Raw genomic sequence first — 16,661 nt, forward strand, 5'->3', positions numbered from 1 at the left:
CGCGATGTTGGCAGGAGGTGGTGAATGAAGCACAAATTGAAGGCAGCCTTGCTCGCAGTAGCCCTGCTGGGGCTTGGCGCCCAAATGCCGCTGGCGGCGGCGCCAGCCAAGAAGGCTGAGCAACAGACAGCCAAAAAAGGTCACGTAACGGCAGCCAAAAAGGCGCCCGTGCAAGCTAAATCGGCGGCAGAAAAATCGCCCCGGAAACTGGCACGGAAGGCTGTTCCGGGCAAGACAGCATCAGCTAGTGGCGCAAGGAAATCACAGGTTGCGCATGGGCTGTCCGGAAAGCATGTTCGTCATGCCTCCATGGCCGATATTGATCCGGGACGTTTGGCGCTCTATTCAGCTTCGGCCTTGGTCATCGATCAAAGCAACGGCCAGGTGATGCTGGAGAAACAACCGGACATGGTGGTGCCGATTGCCTCGATCTCCAAACTGATGACGGCAATGGTTGTCCTCGACGCCAAGCTTGATCTGCAGGAAGTCATCGCCATTGGCGACGACGATGTGGACGGCCTGAAAGGCACGCGTTCCCGCTTGCCGGTCGGCACGACGATGACGCGTGAAGCAGCCATGCTGCTGGCGCTGATGTCCTCGGAAAACCGCGCGGCACATGCGCTGGGCCGGCACTATCCGGGCGGCATGCATGCCTTTGTCCAGGCGATGAACAAGAAGGCGCACGCCTTGGGCATGTACAACAGCCGTTTCGAAGAACCGACGGGGCTTTCCAGTAACAACGTGTCGACTGCGCATGATCTGGCACGCATGGTGGCAGCCGCGGCACGCTACCCGGAAATCCGCAATTTTTCGACAACGGCGGAAGCCAAGGTTGAGTTGAACGGGCGTATCCGCGACTTCCACAATACCAACGCGCTGGTGCGTAGCGACAACTGGGAAATCGGTGTTTCGAAGACCGGCTATATTTCCGAGGCGGGCCGTTGTCTCGTCATGCAGGCCAGGGTGGCAGACCGTCCGGTAGTTATTGTCCTGCTCGATTCGCAGGGCAAAATGACGCGGGTCGGCGATGCAAACCGGATCAAACGCTGGATGGAAAGTGCCAGTCTGGCGGTAGAGCGTCCTCGGGTTTGATCGTCCGACTCGCTTGCCAAAGGCCGCCGAGTGCGGCCTTTATTTTTTCGGGCCGGTGTAGCCGAGAGTTTGCGAGACGGCATCGGCTGTCTGCTTGACCAGGCGAGCCCAGTCGGGGTCGTGGCGGTCGGCCGGCGCGGAAACCGAAAGCGCAGCCACGACATTGCCTTCATCGTCATGGATGGGAGCGGCGACGCACTTGAGGCCGAGTTCTGCTTCTTCGTCGTCGTAGGCGACGCCGTGGCGGCGCACCTTGTCGAGTTCCTTTTCCAGGGCGACAAGGGTGGTCAGCGAGTGCGGCGTCTTGCCGGGCAGGCCGGTGCGTTTGGCGTAGTCACGCACTTTCTGGGCGCTCTCGGTGGCCAGGAAGAGTTTGCCGAGCGAGGTCAGATGCAGTGGCGCGCGGCCACCGACGAGATAAACCACGCGGACTAGCGCACGGCCCGACGAGGTGCGCTCGAGATAGACAATTTCGTCTTCGTGACGAGCGCCAAGATTGATCGCTTCGCCGATTTTTTCATGCAGTTCCTGCATGAAAGGCAGGGCGACTTCCCGCATGTTGATGCGCGATTTGACGATGCCGCCCAGTTCCAGCAGGCGGATGCCGAGGCGATAGGTGCCGGCATCCTGACGTTCGACAAAGCGCGCTGCGCTCATCGCGGCCAGAATGCGGTGCGCAGTGGACGGATGAAGTTCGGTGGCCTGCGCCAGTTGTTTCAGGCTCGCCGAGTCCGGGGACGCGGCGAGGGCATCAAGCAGCGACATCATGCGCTCGATGACCTGGATGGTGCCTGGCGTTTTGGCCGGCCCGCTGGCAGCTTCAGACAACTGGATTCCTTTATTGGTGTGCTTTGAGTAGCATTAGCCACTTCGTTTTCTTGTGCGCCGCAATATTAGCATGCGCTTAGCCCTCTACGTTACCTGTCTGGTCGACCTGATGCGTCCTTCGGTCGGCTTTGCTGCGTTGCGTCTGCTCGAAGCGACGGGCGCCGAGATTTTCGTGCCGGAGGGTCAGACTTGCTGCGGTCAACCGGCCTGGAGTGCCGGAAATCGTCCTCTTGCCGTCGGTCTGGCAAAGAAGGCGATTGCCGAGCTCGAGGCCTACGATTACGTGGTCATTCCATCCGGTTCGTGCGCGGACCAGATCCGCAATGTTTATCCGCAACTCTTTGTCGATGATCAGCAATGGGGCCCGAGGGCACGGGCGCTGGCCAGCCGGGCTTTCGAGCTGACGAGCTTTCTGGCCGATGTGGCGAAGAGTGATTTTGTGACGCCTGACTTCGCTGGCTGCGTCACTTACCACGATTCCTGCAAGGGGCTGCGCGGCCTGGGTATCAAGCGCCAGCCGCGCGAATTGTTGCTCAAGGTGCGCGGGCTGAGCCTCAAGGAAATGCCGGATTGCGAGGAGTGCTGCGGTTTTGGCGGTGCGTTTTCGGTTAAGTTCGGGGAAATATCGACGCAGATTGTCGATCGCAAATGCGATTCGATTGCCGCAGCTGGCGCCGACGCGGTAGTCGGTGGCGACCTCGGCTGCCTGATCAACATCGAAGGCCGTTTGCGCCGACGCGGCGACGAAACGACGCGTGTGCTGCACATTGCCGAAGTGCTGGCCGGCGGGGGCGAGGGCTGATGTCGGCTGCCGGGCATTCGCAAGCCATGCATTTCCACGCGCGGGCCGGGGAGAAGGTCGGGAATGCCGTGCTGCAACGCGCGTTGCAGAAGGCGAAGCCGTTATTCGTCGGCAAGCGGGCCAAGGGAATGGCCTCGCTGGCCGAGGACGGCCTCGATTTTGAAATGCTACGGTCAACCGGAAAAAACATCCGAAATCGAACACTCGCCGATCTCGATGTCTGGCTCGAACTTTTCGAGGAGCGGGCCACGGCGACCGGCGCCGAAGTGCTGTGGGCGCGTGATGGCGCCGAAGTGAGCCGGCTGGTTGTCGACATCGCCCGCCGCCACGGCGTGGGTAAGGCAGTCAAGTCGAAGTCCATGCTCTCCGAGGAGGCGCAGCTCAACGAAGCCCTGGCCGCGGCCGGCATCCGCCCGGTTGAGACCGACCTTGGCGAATACATCGTGCAACTGGCTGGCGAAACGCCTTCGCACATCATCGCCCCGGCCGTGCACAAGACCATCAACGAGATCGAAGCGCTGTTCGCCAAAGAACACGGGCGGCGAGTCGAGACGCGGACCTCGGCCGATATTCCCGCCATGGCCAAAGAGGCCCGCGCGGTTTTGCGCGAGCATTTTCTGAGCGCCGAGATGGGCATCTCGGGCGCCAATTTCCTGATTGCCGAAACCGGCAGCGCGGCGCTCGTCACCAACGAGGGCAACGGCCGCATGGTGACGACGCTGCCGAAAATTCATGTGGTGATTACCGGCATCGAAAAAATCGTCCCGACGCTGGAGGATTTCGCGACGCTCATGCGCCTGCTGCCGCGCTCGGCCACCGGCCAGTCGATTTCCAACTACGTCTCGCTGCTGACTGGTACCAAGCGCGATGGCGACCACGACGGCCCGGAAAAAACCATTTTCATCCTCGTCGACAACGGCCGGGCCAATTTGCTCGGCTCCGACTACCAGGACATGCTGCGCTGCATTCGCTGCGGCGCCTGCATGAATCATTGCCCAGTCTATTTTTCGCTCGGCGGTCACGCCTATGGCTGGGTCTATCCCGGCCCCATGGGGTCGGTGCTGACGCCGCTCTATACCGGCATCGAGAACGCCCTCGATCTGCCGCATGCCTCCACCGGCTGCAACCAGTGCGGCGCTGTTTGCCCGGTCGATATTCCATTGCCAACCCTCATGCATCGCCTGCGCGAGGAACAGAACGAGCGCGGCCTGCGCCCGTGGTCGGAGCGGCTGGCGCTCAAGGCATGGGCCTGGCTGGCAGGCAAGCCGGCGCTCTATCGCTGGGTTGCCCGGCGCGCGGCACGCTATCTCAACTGGCTGGCCGACGGGAGTGGCCGCATCCGCATTTTTGGCCTGGCCCCGGCGTGGACCGCAGGACGCGATCTGCCGGTATCCTCCGGCCGGACATTTCACGAACTTTACTCAGCAAGAAAGAAACCCTGAACATGGAATTTTCAGCCGAAGGCCCGAAAGCCATCCCCCTGTGGATCAACGGTCATGCCTTTTTGACCGTGACCGACGCCTTTTTTGATGTGACCAACCCGGCCACCGGCGAGGCGGTTCGCCGCGTCCCGCTGTGCGGAGCGAGCGAGGCGGCCGAAGCCGTCGGCGCCGCCCAATTGGCCCAGTCCGCCTGGGCGATGATGGGGATGCCAGCGCGGCGTGTCTGCCTGTCCAGCCTGGGCGACGCGCTCGACAACTACAGCGGGCACTTTGCCAAATTGCTGATGCAGGATTGCGGCTTCGACGAAGCGCGGGCCAGCGCCGAAGTCGGCGAAGCGGTCGCCGCCCTGCATGGCGCTTCGGTCGGCGAAACCGGGATTTTCGGGCTGGTCCTCGATGCCTCGCGGCCCCTGGCCAGCCTGGCCGAGGTCATCGCGCCAGCACTGATGGCCGGGGCGACCGTCGTCGTCAAGCCGAGTCTGAAAGCACCGTCGGCCGCCTTCGCCCTGTGCGAACTTTCCGGGCGTGCCGAGTGGCCGGCCGGCGTGCTCAATCTCATGCAGGGCGACACGGCGGCCATTGAAGGCATATGCGCCGCCGGCATTGATCGGCTCGTTTATGCCGGCCATGCCGCCCTCGGCGTCCAGGTCGGCGCCATTGCCGAAACGGCCGGTATCCCGTTCGAGATGAAAGCCGCCTGATGTTGCGCATCGTCCAGCTCGAAGGCGAATCGCTGATCGCCGAGGTTCGGCGGCCGGCCTTCGCACACGACTGGGTCGAGTATGCCAAAACGGCGCCGGCGCAGGTTATCGAGCGCCTGGCCGGAGCGACGATTGCCATCACCAACAAGGTGGCCATCGACGCTGCCGCCGTTGCCGCGTTGCCCGATCTCAAGATGATCGCTGTCTCGGCGACCGGCACCAACAACGTCGATCTCGATGCTTGCCGGGCGCGCGGCATTGTCGTTTCGAACATTCGGGGCTACGCCGTGCATACCGTGCCCGAGCACGTCATGGCCCTGCTCCTGGCCCTCTCGCGCAACCTCGTGGCCTGGCGCGAAACCCTGCTGGCCGGCGGCTGGCAGCGGGCCGAACAATTCTGTCTGTTCGATCATCCGATCCGCGATCTGCACGGCGCGACGCTTGGCTTGATCGGCAGCGGCACGCTGGGCAACGGCGTGGCGCGGCTGGCCGAGGCATTCGGCATGCGCGTGCTGCGTGCCGAGCGCAAGGGGGCGACGGTCGTTCGCCCCGGCTACACTGCGTTTGACACGGTACTCGCCGAGTCCGATGCGATCAGCCTGCATTGCCCGCTGACGGCGGAAACGAAAGATCTGATCGGCGAAGTCGAGTTGCGCGCCATGAAGCGCTCGGCCCTGCTCATCAACACGGCACGCGGTGGCATCGTCGATGAACTGGCGCTTATCCACGCACTCAAGGAGGGCTGGATCGCCGGGGCCGGATTCGATGCGATTACCGCCGAGCCGCCGCCGGCCGATCACCCGATGGTCGATCCGGCATTGCTGGCGCTGCCCAATTTCCTGCTCACCCCGCACGTTGCGTGGTCCAGCCGGCCGGCCATGCAAACGCTGGCCGATCAGTTGATCGACAACATCGAAGCCTTCGTCGCCGGCGCGCCGAAGAACCGCGTGGCATGAGCGCCCGGGACGACATCCTCGGGCGTGTCCGGCGCGGTGTCGGCAAGGACGATTTTGCCGGACGGCGGGCGGCGGCCATCGCTGCGATTGAATCACCGGAGCTTGGGCCGCAGCCGGTGATGAACGCCGATCTCGTCGGCCGCTTCCGGGCCAAGGCCGAATACCTGGCGAGCACTGTCGCGGTTGTTTCCTCTCCGGCCCAGGTGCCGCTAGCCGTGGCCACCTACCTGGTGGCGAACGGGCTGGCCGCCGAGGCGGTGGCAACCGCTGATGTCGCCAGCCTTGACTGGGCGGGCAGCGGATTGAATGTCAAGGCACGTCCTGCGGTCGACGCCGATAAAACCGGCATTTCCGGCTGCTTCTGCGCCATCGCCGAAACCGGCACGCTGATGCTGCTTTCCGGCCCGGAAACGCCAGCCACCGTCAGCCTGCTGCCGGAAACGCACATCGCGCTGGTTGATGTTTCGCGCATCGTAGCGACCATGGAAGATGCCTTCGCGCTGCTCCGGGCCGAACGCGGCAGTTTGCCGCGCGCCGTCAATTTCATCTCCGGGCCCTCGCGCACCGGCGACATCGAACAAACCATCGTCCTCGGCGCCCACGGGCCGTGCCGGGTCCATCTGATCCTGGTCGGCCGGGCCTAGGTTCCCGAGGAAAAAGCCGCGGCGCGGGCCGCATTGCTTGTCAGGCGGAGCAGTTTTCTTCGATTGATGGGGATTGTTCGGGGGACGACCACAGGTCGATGGTCCCCAGCTTGTTCATTGGCGGATTGTTGCGGATGAACATTTCGGCCTGATCGGGCGGCAGCGGTTTGCTGATCAGGTAGCCCTGGATTTTCTCGCAGCCGATGCTGAGCAGGAATTTCAGTTGCGCCTCGGTTTCGACACCCTCGGCGACGACCTCCAGACCCAGCTTGTGGGCGAGCAGCACGGTGACGTCGCAGATGTCGGCATCGTTGGGGTCAGTCTCGATGTCCTTGACGAAGGAGCGGTCGATCTTCAGCGAGTGGATCGGCAACAGCTTGAGATAGGCCAGCGACGAATAGCCCGTGCCGAAATCGTCGATCGACAGCGTCAGTCCGCTGCTGCTCAGGGTTTTCATGACGCTGATCGACTCGTCCGGCGAAGCCATCGACATCGATTCGGTCACTTCAAGGTCGAGCAGGCTGGCACTCAGGCCGTTGCTGGCCAGCAGTTCATGGATGCGGGCCGGCAGGGTCTTGTCGAGAAACTGTCCGGTGCTCAGGTTGATCGACATGCGGATATGGTTGATGCCTCTTGTCTGCCACGCCTTGAGCTGGCGGCAGGCTTCTTCAAGCACCCAGTCGCCGATGGCCGTGATCATGCCGCTGTCTTCGGCAATCGGGATGAAGTCGGCCGGCGAGACCAGGCCGCGGGTCGGATGCTGCCAGCGGATCAGCGCCTCGACGCCGACGATGGTGCCGCTGCGCAGGTCGAGCTGGGGCTGGTAGTAAAGCAGGAACTCGCCGCGGGCGATGGCCAGACGCAAGTCCGATTCGAGGTTCATGCGCTCGGTCGTCGCGATGTTCATTTCTTCCGTGAAGAACTGGTAATTGCCACGCCCCTTGGCCTTGGCGTGATACATCGCGACGTCGGCATTTTTCAACAGATCGCCGATTTCCGTGCCGTCTCCCGGATAGACGCAGATGCCGATGCTCGGCGAGGTGCGTAGCTCCTGACCGTTTATCAGGTAGGGGGCGGAAATCTCGCGGGTGATCTTGTCGGCCAGGTGGGCAGCGTCGGCCGGCGAGCCGATGCCGGGCAGGGCAACAACGAATTCATCGCCGCCCAGACGGGCCACGATGTCGCTCTCGCGGACCGCCGCCGAGAGGCGCTGGGCGACCTGGATCAGCAGTTCATCGCCGGCCTGGTGGCCGAGGGTATCGTTGATCGTCTTGAAGCGATCAAGGTCGATCAGCATCAGGGCCAACTGCATGTGATTGCGTTTGCAGAAAGCGATGGCCTGGCCGAGTTTTTCGTGCAGGCTGAAACGGTTGGCAAGGTTGGTCAGCGTGTCGTGATGGGCGAGATGGCGGATGCGCTCCTGTGTCGCCTTGAGTTCAGAAATATCGATGAAGCTGCCGATGTGATTTCGAATCTGCCCGTCATCATCGCGGACCAGCGAGATCGACAACCATTTGGGATAGGCCTCGCCCGATTTTCGGCGGTCCCACAGCTCGCCCTGCCAGGCGCCATGCCGATCCAGGCTGGCCCACATGTCAGAGAAAACCTCGGTTGGGGTAATGCCGGCCGAAAGGATGCGCGGATCCTTGCCCATCACTTCATCCGGCAGGTAGCCGGTGAGCCGCGTGAAAGCCGGGTTGGCGGCGATGATCCGGTTGCCGGCATCGGTCACCATGATCGCTTCGTTGCTGTTCGAGAAAACCATCGCCATCAGCTGGAGGTGCGCCTCGGTCCGCTTGCGCTCCGAAATGTCCTGTACCGTGCCTTCGTAGCAGATGAATTCGCCCTTGGTGCCGAGCACAACGTGGGCGTTTTCGGATATCCAGATGCGCGATCCATCGCGCCGGTAAACCTCGGACTCGAAGTTGAGGACCTCGCCATCTTTTTCGATCAAGGCGAGAAAATCTTCCCGGCGATCAGGCAGGACATAGAGCAGGCGTTCGATGTCGGCCAGGTCGGCCATCAGTGCCTGCGGATTGTCGTAGCCATACAGTTTGGCCAACGCCGGGTTGGCGTCCAGGTAGCGGCCATCGCGAGTGGACTGGAAAATGCCTTCCGAAGCGTGCTCGAAAATGTTGCGATAGCGCAACTCGGCTGCCTCAAGCGCCTCCAGCGTCATTCTGCGCGCCGTAATATCCTCGATGAAGCCCTCCAGTGCAGCTTCGCCCTGCTCGTCGCGGATCGCCACGCCGCGCTCAGCGACCCACCTGATTTGCCCCGACTTGCAGACGATCCGGTACTGGACGGCAAAGCGCCGGTCGCTGCGCATGGCCTCTTCGATGCAATCGCGGACGTGCCTGCGATCTTCCGGATGGGTGATCTCCTCCCATGAAATCCCCGTCTTGCCGAGAATTTCCGAAGAGGCGTAGCCGCACAATTCGCGGCATCCATCGCTGACGAAAACCATCGTCCAGCCGGCGTCATGCAGACAGCGGTAGGCCATCCCCTCAAGGTTCTTGACCAAAGTATCGAGGACTCTGGAGTGATTCAAACGCGAGGGGGTGACGCCGCTGTGATTTTGGCGTTTGGGACGAAAGTGCACGGCAATGGCTGAAGTCGAGTGAACAGATACTGGTATCAGCAATTAGCGTACCCGCCCCAAAACGACGTTTTATGACGTCGGGGCGCCTTGTTGGTGCCTTTTATGACGCGGCGCACCGCGATGAGGCGTATCCCTTACCGGCAGGATGCAAAATGGCGATGGATATACAATGAGCGCCTTCGACAAGCCAAGCCATCCGCTCACTTGTCACCGTTACCGACAGGAATACCCATGAGCATCACCTTTGCCATTCGCGGCGAATACATTCAGCTGGACCAACTGCTCAAGGCCACCGGCCTGTGCGAATCCGGTGGTGCGGCGCATGCCGCCATCGCCGAAGGGCGCGTCAAGGTCGATGCCACGGTCGACACGAGAAAACGGGCAAAAATGAAACCCGGTCAGGTCGTCAGTTTTGCTGGCGAAGAAGTGGTGCTGGTCGCCGAATAGGCGGCAGCTAGCCGAGCCAGCGGATCGGCGCGGCGAGTTCGGGGTGTTTGCCTTCTCGGCCGGCGTAGTGCGCGGCGATGGCGGCGATGTCGGCGGCGGGGTCGCCGGTCATGGTGAGGTAGGCGAGGATGCCGGCCTGGCGGCGCGAGTAGTCGACGAAGGCGAGGGCGACTGGCACCTTGGCGCTGAGTGCTATGCGGTAGAAGCCGCTTTTCCAGCCCGGTGTCAGGCTGCGCGTGCCTTCGGGGGCGATGACCAGGAGAAACTCGGGTTGCGCGGCGAATTGGGCGACCATCTCGGCGACGAAGCCGTTACGCACGTTGCGTTTGATCGGGATGCCGCCGAGTCGGCGGAATATCCAATCCAGCGGTCCGCAAAACAGGGAGTCCTTGGCCACCCAGCGGGCGTCAAGGCCGAGGGCCAGTTTGGTGAACAGGGCAATGAATCCATCCCAGTTCGAGGTGTGCGGGTAGCCGACGAGGACGGCGCGGGCTGGGCGTTGCGGTGGTTCGATGACGGTCCAGCCGACTAGTTTGAGCAGGCTGCGGGAAAGCGTTTTCAGCATAGGCAGTTGAGGTCAGCACATCTTGACGACGATGTCGTGCAGGGTATTGGCGCAGTTGGCCATGCGGTCGGCGGCGTTGGACAGGTGGCGGTAGATTTCGCGGCGCTTGAACATGTGGATGTAGTCGTCGCCGACGAAGAGTTCGGCAATGGCCCGGCGGTAGTTTTTTTCGACCCGGCGTTCGGCCTTGCGCGCGGCGTCGGCATCGGCGGCAGCGGCCATCGGTTCTTTGGCCAGTCGCGAGTAGCCCTGAGACAGCGCATCGGTGCCGAGCTTGATGTGCATGGCCATTTCGAGGCAATGCTTGTCGGGGGCAAGGCCGAGAACTTCCATTTCGCTGACGGTGGTCTTGCAGTAATTGACGATTTCGTCGAGGTCGATGATGGCGCGGTAGAGGTCTTCGCGGTCGATCGGCGTCGAGAAGGCTTCGTTGAGGGTGTGCAGGTTGCGGATCTTGACGCGGTCAGCTTCGTGCTCGTCCTGGCGGATCAGTTGGCCGATATTCTGGTCGCCGGTTTCCATGAATTCGACGAGCCGGCCGGAGGTGATGCCGACGTGCTGGCACTGCTCGGTGAGCAGGGTGAAGAAGTCGGGCATTTTGGGAAAAACGCGGTCGAACAGGCGACGGAAGACCGAGGGGCTGTTTTCTTCGCTCATGGCGTGCCTCCAAGAAATAGATGAACCAAGGCGTAGGCCTGGATGGCGACGATGGCGGCGCCGGGAATGGTGATCAGCCAGGTCATCGCGATGTCCTTGGCCTTGGCCCAGCGCACGGCGCGCGGCCGTTCCGAGGCGCCGATGCCCATGATCGAGGTGGCGACGACGTGGGTGGTGGAGACCGGGGCGCCGCCAATGGAGGCGGCCATGATGACGGCCGCCGAGGTGAGTTGCGAGCCGAGGGCGTGGATGGGACGGACACGGTAGATGGCGAAGCCTAGGGTGCGGACGATGCGCCAGCCGCCGGACATGATGCCCAGCGTGATGGATGAGGCGCAGGCGAGCATGACCCAGAAGGGCACTTCGAAGGTCGGGATGAAGCCGCCGAGGAGCAGGACGAGGGTCAGGATGCCCATGCTTTTCTGGGCGTCGTTGGCGCCGTGCGAGAAGGCCAGGCCGGCGGCGGTGACGTATTGCAGGCCGCGCAGCCGCGAATTGGCGGCCGGGTTGGCAGCGACGAGCAGGGCGCTGAGCAGGCGGTGAACGAGAAAGCCGACCCAGAAGCCGATGAGTGGCGAGAGGACGAGCGCGGCGAGGACCTTGACGATGCCGGTCAGGTGGCCGTCGGCCAGTTCGGCAAAACCCCAGACGACGTGGGCGGGGCCGACGGCGACGACAACGGCACCGATCAGCCCGCCAACGAGGGCGTGCGATGACGACGAGGGGATGCCGAAATACCAGGTGCCGAGATTCCAGACAATGGCGCCGATCAGTCCGCAGAGCAGGATGGATAGCGAGAGCACCGGCGCCACGCCGTCGAGGGCGACGAATTTGCCGATGGTATTGGCGACTGCCGTGCCGCCGAGCAGGGGGCCGAGAAACTCGAAGATGCCGACGATCAGTACCGCCTGGGCCGGCGTCATGGCGCGCGAAGCAATGACCGTGGCGACGATGTTGGCGGCGTCGTGGAAGCCGTTGGTGTAGTCGAATACCAGAACGATGACGACAGTGACGACGGCGAGCAGGAACAAGGTGTCCATAGGCGCTGGGCCATCGGTGGTGGCCCGGTCTCCGATTCGTTATATGTAGTTTTAGGCGAGTATATCGCCGCCAACGGCTGATGCCACGGTCAACCGGATAAAATGGCCAAAATCAGAATGCCGAGAAATTGACGCCATGAGCTACCCGGGATTTTTCGTTGTTTCGCCGCCATGCCGCTGAGCATTGGAGTCTCCTGGTTGTGGGGCATTCCTTTGCTGGCCAGCGGTATTGGCGGGCTGAATTATTTCATTCGGCGCGGTCTGGCGGCGCCGCGTGTGGTCGAGAGCGGCCGGCCGGAGGGTTTGCCCTGGCTTGAAGTGACGGTGCCGACGGTCAATGACAAAAATCTTTATGGCTGGTTTTTGTCAGCCGGGGACGGGCGCCCCGCCCTGGTCGTCATGCACGGCTGGGGTGGCAACGCCGGGATGATGTTGCCGATGGCGGCGCCGTTGCACACTGCCGGGTATTCGCTGTTGCTGGTCGATGCCCGTTGCCACGGCCGGAGCGATGGCGACAGTTTTGCCTCGCTGCCGCGCTTTGCCGAAGATATCGAAGCTGCGTTCCGCTGGTTGGCCGGGCGGCCCGAGGTCGATCCACAGGCCCTCGGGGTGATCGGCCATTCGGTGGGGGCTGGGGCCGCGCTGCTCGCTGCGTCGCGCCAGCCGGCCATCCGCGCCGTGGTCAGTCTGGCGGCCTTTGCCCATCCGGCAGCGATGATGCGGCGCTGGCTGGCCGGCATGCACATTCCGTTCTGGCCGCTTGGTGCCTACATTCTGGCTTATGTGCAGCGGGTCATCGGGTATCGCTTCGATGATATCGCGCCGTGCAGGACGATTGCCCGGCTTCGTTGCCCGACAATGATCGTGCATGGCCTGGAGGACGATACCGTTCCGGTGGCCGAGGCTCGACAGATCTACGCGGCACGGACGAGCGAGGCGGTCGAACTGCTCCTGGTGCCGGGCAGTCACGACGATTACGGCGACCTGGTGAAACAGGTCGGCTTGCTGAGCGAATTTCTGGATCGGGCTTTTCGGTAATTCATGGACGAAAAAAAGCGGGAGACAGGCTCCCGCTTTTTGCTGTCTGCCAGAAAACTATCTGGGCAGCAGGAAAGCCGCTTTTTCGCGAACCTTGATGTCCGGGTTGTCCAGCGCGACGATCTCGAAGTGAATCGGGTTCGAGCCGGTCTTGCCAGCGTCGGGCGGTACGGCGACGATGGTGTTGAACGATTGCAGCGTGGCCGGCGGGACGTCGACTTCAACGTCGCCGGTGATTTCGGCACCTGGCAAGCCGTCGACCGTGACCTTGTAACGATGCGCCTGTTCCTCGGTGTTCATGATCTGCAGCATGTAGACGTTCTCGATGCGGCCGTCGTCGGCTTCGCGGGCCAGTGTTGAGCGGTCGCGAATGATGTCCACCTTGAGCGGGATACGGGTGGTCAGGAACCAGATGGCCAGCCCGGTGATGACGATCAGGATGAAGGTATAGAGCAGGATGCGCGGGCGGATGATGTGGGCCATGATTTGCTGCTTGCCCAGATGCTGCGCCATGGCGTTTTCGGTCGAGTAACGAACTAGTCCGCGCGGCAGGCCAACCTTGTCCATGACCTGGTCGCAGACGTCGATACAGGCGGCGCAGCCGATGCACTCGTATTGCAGGCCCTTGCGGATGTCGATGCCGGTCGGGCAGACCTGGACGCATTGGTTACAGTCGATACAGTCGCCCAGCTTGGGGGCGTCGGGGTCCGCGTTTTTCTTGCGCAGACCGCGCGGTTCGCCACGTTCTTCATCGTAGGTGATGATCATCGTGTCCGGGTCGAACATCACACTCTGGAAGCGGGCATACGGACACATGTGCTTGCACACTTGCTCGCGCATGAAGCCGGCCATGAGGATCGTGAAGCCGCCGTAGAAGAATATCCAGAACGTTTCCCAGGGGCCGAGTTGGCCGGTCAGGACGTTGTTGATCAGTTCCTGGACAGGGGTGAAGTAGCCGACCAGCGTAAAGCCGGTCCATAGGCCAACGATGCCCCAAAGCAGGTGTTTGGTCGCCTTGATGCGGAACTTGCGCGCATCCATCGGGGCCTTGTCGAGCTTGATCCGCGCGTTGCGGTCACCTTCGACCCAGTTCTCGATCCACATGAAGACCTGTGTGTAGACCGTTTGCGGGCAGGCGTAGCCGCAGAACAGTCGCCCGGCGATGGCTGTCACGAGGAAGAGTCCGTAGGCCGAAACGATCAGCAAGGCCGTCAGGTAGATGACGTCCTGTGGCCAGAAAACGACCCCGAAAATATAGAACTTGCGTTCGACCAGATGCAGAAGAATGGCTTGCCGGTCGTTCCAGGTCAGCCACAGGCCGCCGTAAAAGATCACCTGGGTCAGGATGACCAGCGCAACACGCCAGTTGTCGAAATAGCCACGAACGCGTTTGGCGTAAATGACCTTGTGCTTTTCGTAGAAGGAAACCTTGGCTGCTTTAGATTCTTCCGTATTTTCTTGGGGCTGATTCATTGACGTTTTCGTGGAGATGGAAAATAGGGTTGGAAACCGGTGCTACTGACAGCAACAAGCGACTGCGCAAAGCAAGCCTGCGGGGCGAGGGAAAATAGTCGCAGTCAGACCCGTCGCTGCCAAGGTCGCCGCCCACTGCAATGTGTCGCAATAGCGCGGAGACCCAAGTGTTACCGGTTTCCAAGGATACTTACTATCAAGATGCGTGCCTGCGTGGTTTTAGGTTCAAGTTGCTTAAAAATCATTTGCTTATATATCTCATTAGGGTGCTTGTTGGCAAATTGTGTCAATATTGACAGACGTGACTGACGAAATTGACGGAGATGGCATGGGCGAACATTCTTTGGGCGAGCTGATTTCTTTCCTCGACGGCTTGCCTGAGCCGCGCATCGTGATGAGTGCCGATTACCGGATTATTGCGGCCAACGCGGCGTATGTCCGCGATTTTGGCGGCGGTCGGTTGATCACCGGGCGGACGTGCTACGAGGTCTCGCATCATTTCAACGTGCCCTGCGATCAGGCTGGCGAATCGTGTCCGCTCCAGCAGAGTCAGAAATCGGGATCACCGCAGCGCGTCCTCCACCTGCACCATACGCCACGTGGCGAAGAGCATGTCGCCGTTGAAACCACACCGATTCGTGATGAAAACGGACAGGTTGTCTATTTCGTCGAGACCATGCGCGTCGTTCGCCAGGCCAGCAGTCGTCCGGCGGCGCAAGGCCTGGTCGGTCGCTCGCCGGCTTTTGTCGGCATGCTGGAAAAGGTATTGCGCGTCGCCAATTCGAACGCCGCTGTGTTGCTGCTCGGTGAAACCGGCACCGGGAAGGAACTGGTTGCTCGCGCCATCCACGAAGCCAGCGCCCGGGAGGATGGTCCCTTTGTTGCGGTCGACTGCGCCGGGATGACCGAGACCTTGTTCGAGAGCGAACTCTTCGGATACGAAAAAGGGGCTTTTACCGGCGCTACCCACCGCAAGCAGGGTCTGGTTGAAGCGGCGTCGGGGGGCACTCTGTTCCTCGACGAAATCGGCGAGTTGCCGCTGGTGCTGCAGGTCAAGCTGCTGCGCCTGCTGGAAACTGGGACTTATCGGCGGGTTGGCGGGCTGGATTGGCTGCCGGCCGATTTTCGGCTGGTGGCGGCGACGCACCGCGACCTCCGCGCCATGGTCCAGGCCGAAACCTTTCGCCGTGACCTGTATTTTCGCATTAACACCTTCCCGGTGCACACCCCGGCCCTGCACGAACGGCCGGCCGATATTCCCTTGTTGGCGGTTTCCCTGCTCGAACGAGTTGATCGCAAACCGGGCCGAAAATTCACGCCCGCGGCGCTGGCCTGGCTGAGTGGCCGGCGTTACAGCGGCAACATTCGGGAACTGCGTAACCTGATCGAACGCGCCACCTTGCTGGCGGACGGCGATCTGATCGATCTACCCCACCTCGAAGAAATGGCTGAGGATTTGCCCCCGGCCTTGCTGGTGAATGACAATGCATTTCATGTCGATCAGATTGTTGAACTGGACACGCTGGAGCGGCGTTACCTGAACTGGGCCAGGGACCGCAATGGGCTCGATACCGTCGAGCTGGCCGCGCGTCTCGGGGTCAGCCAGCGCACCTTGTATCGCAAATTGCAGGGCTTGAAAGGCAATTGAGCCCTGCGCTTTTGCCGGCTGGTCGTGCTCCGGAAATTTCATTTTTGGGCCCAAATTCTGGTTGACCGTGGCAAGTCCCAGAAAGATATAAAGCGCCTCCCCGTGGGCGTTTGCGGAGGCAAAGCACAGATCCCGGCGAGGTTTGTAAAGGTCAATTGGGGCTTGTTTACTATTTCTTACAATCAGCCTGATGGCGCTTCCTATAATCGCGAATGCCTATTTCTTTGGTATTTCCTGGGCGCCGGGGGGTAAGTTTGCACGGGCGTGAGGAATTGCCGTTTTCCTGCTTAAACAAAAAATACTGTTCATGAAAAAAATAACGCTCATCTCGCTTCTGGTTTCGGCTGTCTTTCCTGCCATCGCACAGGTTTCGCCAGTGCAGATAGCCACCCCTGCCACCCTGAAAGAAGTCGCCCAGCGCGCCGTTCTCAACAGCCCGGAAGTCACCGCCAAATGGCACGCCTACCGTGCCGCCGACGAAGAAATCGGCGTTGCCCGTGGCGGCTACTTCCCGCGCGTTGACCTTACCGCCGGCTCTGGCCGCGAAAGCCTGCGCCAGCCCACCGCCGCCGACCGTGACTACACCCGCAGCGGCGTCATGCTCAGCCTCAACCAGATGCTCTTCGACGGCTTCGCCACCCGCAACGAAGTCCGCCGCCTCGACAAAGCCCGCATCGTCCGCTACTACGAACTCCTCGACGCCTCCGAAACCACCGCCCTCGAAGC

Annotated in this window: 16 protein-coding genes; 10 read left to right on the forward strand and 6 right to left on the reverse strand. The window is 61.8% G+C overall.

Features of this window, described 5'->3' with window-relative positions; genetic code table 11:
• Positions 1–24 precede the first annotated feature (24 nt).
• Positions 25–1,092, forward strand: coding sequence for a D-alanyl-D-alanine endopeptidase (pbpG, locus tag WBK19_RS09070; protein ID WP_511288967.1), 1,068 nt, complete (start codon positions 25–27; stop codon positions 1,090–1,092).
• 39 nt (positions 1,093–1,131) lie between these two features.
• On the opposite strand, the gene WBK19_RS09075 is transcribed toward pbpG, so the two are convergent.
• Entirely contained in the window at positions 1,132–1,926 is a 795-nt protein-coding gene (locus WBK19_RS09075) for an IclR family transcriptional regulator (RefSeq protein ID WP_511288998.1), read from the reverse strand.
• Between the two features lie 64 nt (positions 1,927–1,990).
• On the opposite strand from WBK19_RS09075, the gene WBK19_RS09080 reads away from it, so the two are divergent.
• The 5 genes from WBK19_RS09080 to WBK19_RS09100 are packed head-to-tail and all read left to right on the forward strand — an operon-like array spanning position 1,991 to position 6,465.
• Positions 1,991–2,722 (forward strand): (Fe-S)-binding protein, encoded by a 732-nt coding sequence (locus WBK19_RS09080; protein ID WP_511288969.1) that lies wholly within the window; start codon positions 1,991–1,993, stop codon positions 2,720–2,722.
• Positions 2,722–4,164, forward strand: a complete 1,443-nt coding sequence (locus WBK19_RS09085; protein ID WP_511288971.1) for a LutB/LldF family L-lactate oxidation iron-sulfur protein — start codon at positions 2,722–2,724, stop codon at positions 4,162–4,164. The genes WBK19_RS09080 and WBK19_RS09085 overlap by 1 nt, the downstream gene beginning before the upstream one ends.
• Positions 4,165–4,166: 2 nt before the next feature.
• Complete coding sequence (locus WBK19_RS09090; RefSeq protein WP_511288973.1) at positions 4,167–4,865, forward strand: aldehyde dehydrogenase family protein; 699 nt, start codon at positions 4,167–4,169, stop codon at positions 4,863–4,865.
• On the forward strand, positions 4,865–5,821 hold the full coding sequence (locus WBK19_RS09095; protein ID WP_511288975.1) for a D-2-hydroxyacid dehydrogenase: 957 nt from the start codon (positions 4,865–4,867) through the stop codon (positions 5,819–5,821). Before WBK19_RS09090 ends, WBK19_RS09095 begins: the two co-directional genes overlap by 1 nt.
• A complete protein-coding gene (locus WBK19_RS09100; protein WP_511288977.1) occupies positions 5,818–6,465 on the forward strand; it encodes a LutC/YkgG family protein in 648 nt (215 codons plus the stop codon). Before WBK19_RS09095 ends, WBK19_RS09100 begins: the two co-directional genes overlap by 4 nt.
• A gap of 40 nt (positions 6,466–6,505) precedes the next feature.
• On the opposite strand, the gene WBK19_RS09105 is transcribed toward WBK19_RS09100, so the two are convergent.
• Positions 6,506–9,016 (reverse strand): sensor domain-containing protein, encoded by a 2,511-nt coding sequence (locus WBK19_RS09105; RefSeq protein WP_511288979.1) that lies wholly within the window; start codon positions 9,014–9,016, stop codon positions 6,506–6,508.
• 282 nt (positions 9,017–9,298) lie between these two features.
• On the opposite strand from WBK19_RS09105, the gene WBK19_RS09110 reads away from it, so the two are divergent.
• Positions 9,299–9,514 carry an RNA-binding S4 domain-containing protein gene (locus tag WBK19_RS09110; RefSeq protein ID WP_494650614.1) on the forward strand — a complete coding sequence of 72 codons (216 nt, stop codon included), beginning with the start codon at positions 9,299–9,301 and terminating at the stop codon, positions 9,512–9,514.
• 7 nt (positions 9,515–9,521) lie between these two features.
• On the opposite strand, the gene WBK19_RS09115 is transcribed toward WBK19_RS09110, so the two are convergent.
• The 3 genes from WBK19_RS09115 to WBK19_RS09125 are packed head-to-tail and all read right to left on the reverse strand — an operon-like array spanning position 9,522 to position 11,776.
• The gene (locus tag WBK19_RS09115; protein WP_511288981.1) at positions 9,522–10,079 is read right to left on the reverse strand and encodes a 1-acyl-sn-glycerol-3-phosphate acyltransferase; all 558 of its coding nucleotides are present in this window, start codon (positions 10,077–10,079) and stop codon (positions 9,522–9,524) included.
• Positions 10,080–10,091: 12 nt separating this feature from the next.
• Positions 10,092–10,736 (reverse strand): DUF47 domain-containing protein, encoded by a 645-nt coding sequence (locus WBK19_RS09120; RefSeq protein WP_511288983.1) that lies wholly within the window; start codon positions 10,734–10,736, stop codon positions 10,092–10,094.
• A complete protein-coding gene (locus WBK19_RS09125) occupies positions 10,733–11,776 on the reverse strand; it encodes an inorganic phosphate transporter (RefSeq protein WP_511288985.1) in 1,044 nt (347 codons plus the stop codon). Before WBK19_RS09125 ends, WBK19_RS09120 begins: the two co-directional genes overlap by 4 nt.
• A 198-nt stretch (positions 11,777–11,974) precedes the next feature.
• Here WBK19_RS09125 and WBK19_RS09130 point away from each other — a divergent pair, with 198 nt between their 5' ends.
• Entirely contained in the window at positions 11,975–12,814 is an 840-nt protein-coding gene (locus WBK19_RS09130) for an alpha/beta hydrolase (RefSeq protein ID WP_511288987.1), read from the forward strand.
• Between the two features lie 57 nt (positions 12,815–12,871).
• Here the strand turns inward: WBK19_RS09130 and ccoG are convergent, their stop codons facing one another.
• Positions 12,872–14,287 (reverse strand): cytochrome c oxidase accessory protein CcoG, encoded by a 1,416-nt coding sequence (ccoG, locus tag WBK19_RS09135; protein WP_511288989.1) that lies wholly within the window; start codon positions 14,285–14,287, stop codon positions 12,872–12,874.
• 328 nt (positions 14,288–14,615) lie between these two features.
• Here ccoG and WBK19_RS09140 point away from each other — a divergent pair, with 328 nt between their 5' ends.
• Entirely contained in the window at positions 14,616–15,935 is a 1,320-nt protein-coding gene (locus WBK19_RS09140; protein ID WP_511288991.1) for a sigma-54 interaction domain-containing protein, read from the forward strand.
• A gap of 307 nt (positions 15,936–16,242) precedes the next feature.
• On the forward strand, positions 16,243–16,661 hold a 419-nt coding region (locus tag WBK19_RS09145; RefSeq protein ID WP_511288993.1), incomplete at its 3' end, for a TolC family protein.

The organism is Azonexus sp. (assembly GCF_049652925.1).
Lineage (GTDB): Bacteria > Pseudomonadota > Gammaproteobacteria > Burkholderiales > Rhodocyclaceae > Azonexus.

What these genes read in the sequence shown, in the direction of transcription:
- pbpG (WP_511288967.1), top strand. Translation starts at nt 25, where the DNA reads ATGAAGCACAAATTGAAGGCAGCCTTGCTCGCAGTAGCCCTGCTGGGG.
- WBK19_RS09080 (WP_511288969.1), top strand. Translation starts at nt 1,991, where the DNA reads ATGCGCTTAGCCCTCTACGTTACCTGTCTGGTCGACCTGATGCGTCCT.
- WBK19_RS09085 (WP_511288971.1), top strand. Translation starts at nt 2,722, where the DNA reads ATGTCGGCTGCCGGGCATTCGCAAGCCATGCATTTCCACGCGCGGGCC.
- WBK19_RS09090 (WP_511288973.1), top strand. Translation starts at nt 4,167, where the DNA reads ATGGAATTTTCAGCCGAAGGCCCGAAAGCCATCCCCCTGTGGATCAAC.
- WBK19_RS09095 (WP_511288975.1), top strand. Translation starts at nt 4,865, where the DNA reads ATGTTGCGCATCGTCCAGCTCGAAGGCGAATCGCTGATCGCCGAGGTT.
- WBK19_RS09100 (WP_511288977.1), top strand. Translation starts at nt 5,818, where the DNA reads ATGAGCGCCCGGGACGACATCCTCGGGCGTGTCCGGCGCGGTGTCGGC.
- WBK19_RS09110 (WP_494650614.1), top strand. Translation starts at nt 9,299, where the DNA reads ATGAGCATCACCTTTGCCATTCGCGGCGAATACATTCAGCTGGACCAA.
- WBK19_RS09115 (WP_511288981.1), bottom strand. Translation starts at nt 10,079, where the DNA reads ATGCTGAAAACGCTTTCCCGCAGCCTGCTCAAACTAGTCGGCTGGACC.
- WBK19_RS09120 (WP_511288983.1), bottom strand. Translation starts at nt 10,736, where the DNA reads ATGAGCGAAGAAAACAGCCCCTCGGTCTTCCGTCGCCTGTTCGACCGC.
- WBK19_RS09125 (WP_511288985.1), bottom strand. Translation starts at nt 11,776, where the DNA reads ATGGACACCTTGTTCCTGCTCGCCGTCGTCACTGTCGTCATCGTTCTG.
- ccoG (WP_511288989.1), bottom strand. Translation starts at nt 14,287, where the DNA reads ATGAATCAGCCCCAAGAAAATACGGAAGAATCTAAAGCAGCCAAGGTT.
- WBK19_RS09140 (WP_511288991.1), top strand. Translation starts at nt 14,616, where the DNA reads ATGGGCGAACATTCTTTGGGCGAGCTGATTTCTTTCCTCGACGGCTTG.